The following is a 2,119-nucleotide window of genomic DNA, read 5'->3' as shown; positions in this document are numbered from 1 at the left end:
CCCGCCGACATTAAAAACGCACTGCTCGCTCTCATAAACGGGGAGGAGCCGGTTGAGCAAAGTCGCGGCAAATGCGCCCAGTGCAGCCGCGTGAAAAAAGAACTCTATATACAGCAGCGGGATTTCGTAACCGACGGCGTAAAAGCTGTTATGGAGCTTGATACCATAGACCCGGAAAAGTGCTTCCTTGAGCAGGGGATTGTATGCATGGGCCCTGTTACCAGAGAAGGCTGTCACTCGAAATGCCCCAGCAAAGCCAATATGCCGTGCAGGGGCTGTTGGGGTCCGACCCCGGGGATAACCGAGGTCGGAGCGAAGATGGTTAACTCCCTGGCTTCAATTCTTCCGGCCGGGGCAATGATGTTTATGGACGATATCGTCGGCACCGGATACCGGTACTCGATGGCGATCTCGGAAGTACCGGGAAGGATTCGGAGGTAGGACATGGCAAATATAGTAACGATAGATCCGATGACAAGGATAGAAGGACACGGTAAGGTAACGATCCACCTCGATGACTCGGGGACCGTCGAGTCGGCGCGCTTCCACGTCATGGAGTTTAGGGGGTTTGAGAAGTTCTGCGAAGGCAGGATGGTATGGGATATGCCCCTTATCACAACGCGAATCTGCGGTATATGCCCGACCGCACACCACCTGGCATCGGTTAAGGCCTGCGAGGCGGTTTTTGATGTCGAGCTACCGGCGGCGGCAAAGAAGCTGCGCGAGCTTCTTATCCTCGGCTCGGGCCTTGAAGACCAGGCGCTCCACTTCTTCTTCCTGGCCGCACCCGATTTTGTTTTAGGGCCCGACTCCGATCCGCTGAAGCGAAACGTCCTTGGTATCGTGGAGGCCAACAAGGACCTCGCCATAAAAGCAATCCGCCTGCGCAAGATCGGCAAGAACATCGTCGAGCGGGTGGGAGGAAGCTCGATCCACCCGGTCACCGCCATTCCCGGCGGCATGAGCAAGTCTATCACCGGCGACGACAGATACAGTATGCTCAAGGACGCAGACGAGGCGATCTCCTATGCCGAGCTGGCCCTTGACATTGCGAAAGACCTCTTTATTAAATACGCCGACCTTGCACCGTCTTTTGCAAACTTTGACTCCTTGTACATGGGCCTTACTAAGGATGGCATGTTTGAAGAGTATGATGGTGCAATCCGCGTTGTCGATAAAGACGGCGCCATCGTCGCCGATTTCTCACCGCAGGATTATGCGAATTATATCGATGAAGCCGTTGAGGATTACTCCTGGGCCAAGTTCCCCTACTGGAAGTCGGGGGGCGAAACCTACAGGGTAGGACCTCTGGCCAGGCTCAACGTTGCAACGAACATCGACACGCCAAAGGCAAAAGTCGCGTTTGATGAGTTTAAGGCAATCGGCAACGGAAAACCCTTAAGCGGCTCACTGTATTATCACTATGCACGGGTAATCGAACTCTTATATAAGGCGGAGAAGATAAAAGAGCTTCTGCAGGATGATGAAATCATGAGCCAGGATGTTCGTGTTAAGGTTGACAGAAAAGCCGGCGAGGGCGTTGGTGTCGTCGAGGCCCCGCGCGGCACGCTCATTCATCATTATCAGGCCGATGACTTCGGCAAGCTCGTAAAGGCAAACCTCATCGTACCGACAACGCACAATAACAAGGCGATCGACACCGCGATTGCGATGGCCGCAAAAGATAATATCAAAGGCAAGAAGCTCAACGAGGGCGTCCTAAACCTGGTTGAAATGGCGGCACGGTGCTATGATCCATGTCTCTCCTGCGCCACCCACGCTATCGGGAAGATGCCGCTCGAGGTTACACTCTACAGCCACGACGGGCTTGTGCTCGATTCGATTAGGAGAGCTTAACATGACAATCGATGAACTAAAAGAGAAAATTAGGCCGGATATTGAGTCGACGTTCGGTGGCGTTATGGCAAACGTACTCTTTACCAAAGCCCGGGTGCGTGTCATGGGAGAGGGCAAGGGAATGGATGAGAACGGGCGCTGTAAGTTGTTTCTCGAATGTATAGGAAGCGACGAGAAGTTCGTCGGTATGCTCGGTGCAGCCGGCGCAAGAAGCAAAGTCACGTCCTGGATGAGCTACATCAGGTAAACGGTTCTCTATAAC

At 53.7% G+C, this 2,119-nt stretch carries 2 protein-coding genes and 1 pseudogene; all 3 read left to right on the top strand.

What is annotated here, in order from left to right; translation table 11 throughout:
- Nucleotides 1–441: pseudogene (locus COY37_RS08050) on the top strand (hypothetical protein); the annotation flags it as partial.
- A gap of 3 nt (nucleotides 442–444) precedes the next feature.
- Complete coding sequence (locus COY37_RS08045) at nucleotides 445–1,857, top strand: Ni/Fe hydrogenase subunit alpha (protein ID WP_286679289.1); 1,413 nt, start codon at nucleotides 445–447, stop codon at nucleotides 1,855–1,857.
- Between the two features lies 1 nt (nucleotide 1,858).
- Nucleotides 1,859–2,104 (top strand): hypothetical protein, encoded by a 246-nt coding sequence (locus tag COY37_RS08040; RefSeq protein ID WP_286679288.1) that lies wholly within the window; start codon nucleotides 1,859–1,861, stop codon nucleotides 2,102–2,104.
- Nucleotides 2,105–2,119 lie beyond the last annotated feature (15 nt).

Source organism: Candidatus Aquicultor secundus (assembly GCF_002791875.1).
In the GTDB taxonomy this organism is placed as follows: domain Bacteria; phylum Actinomycetota; class Aquicultoria; order Aquicultorales; family Aquicultoraceae; genus Aquicultor_A; species Aquicultor_A secundus.
This window is presented reverse-complemented; position numbering and strand designations above follow the sequence as displayed.

Coding starts and splice junctions, on each gene's coding strand:
- COY37_RS08045 (WP_286679289.1), top strand. CDS start 445: ATGGCAAATATAGTAACGATAGATCCGATGACAAGGATAGAAGGACAC.
- COY37_RS08040 (WP_286679288.1), top strand. CDS start 1,859: ATGACAATCGATGAACTAAAAGAGAAAATTAGGCCGGATATTGAGTCG.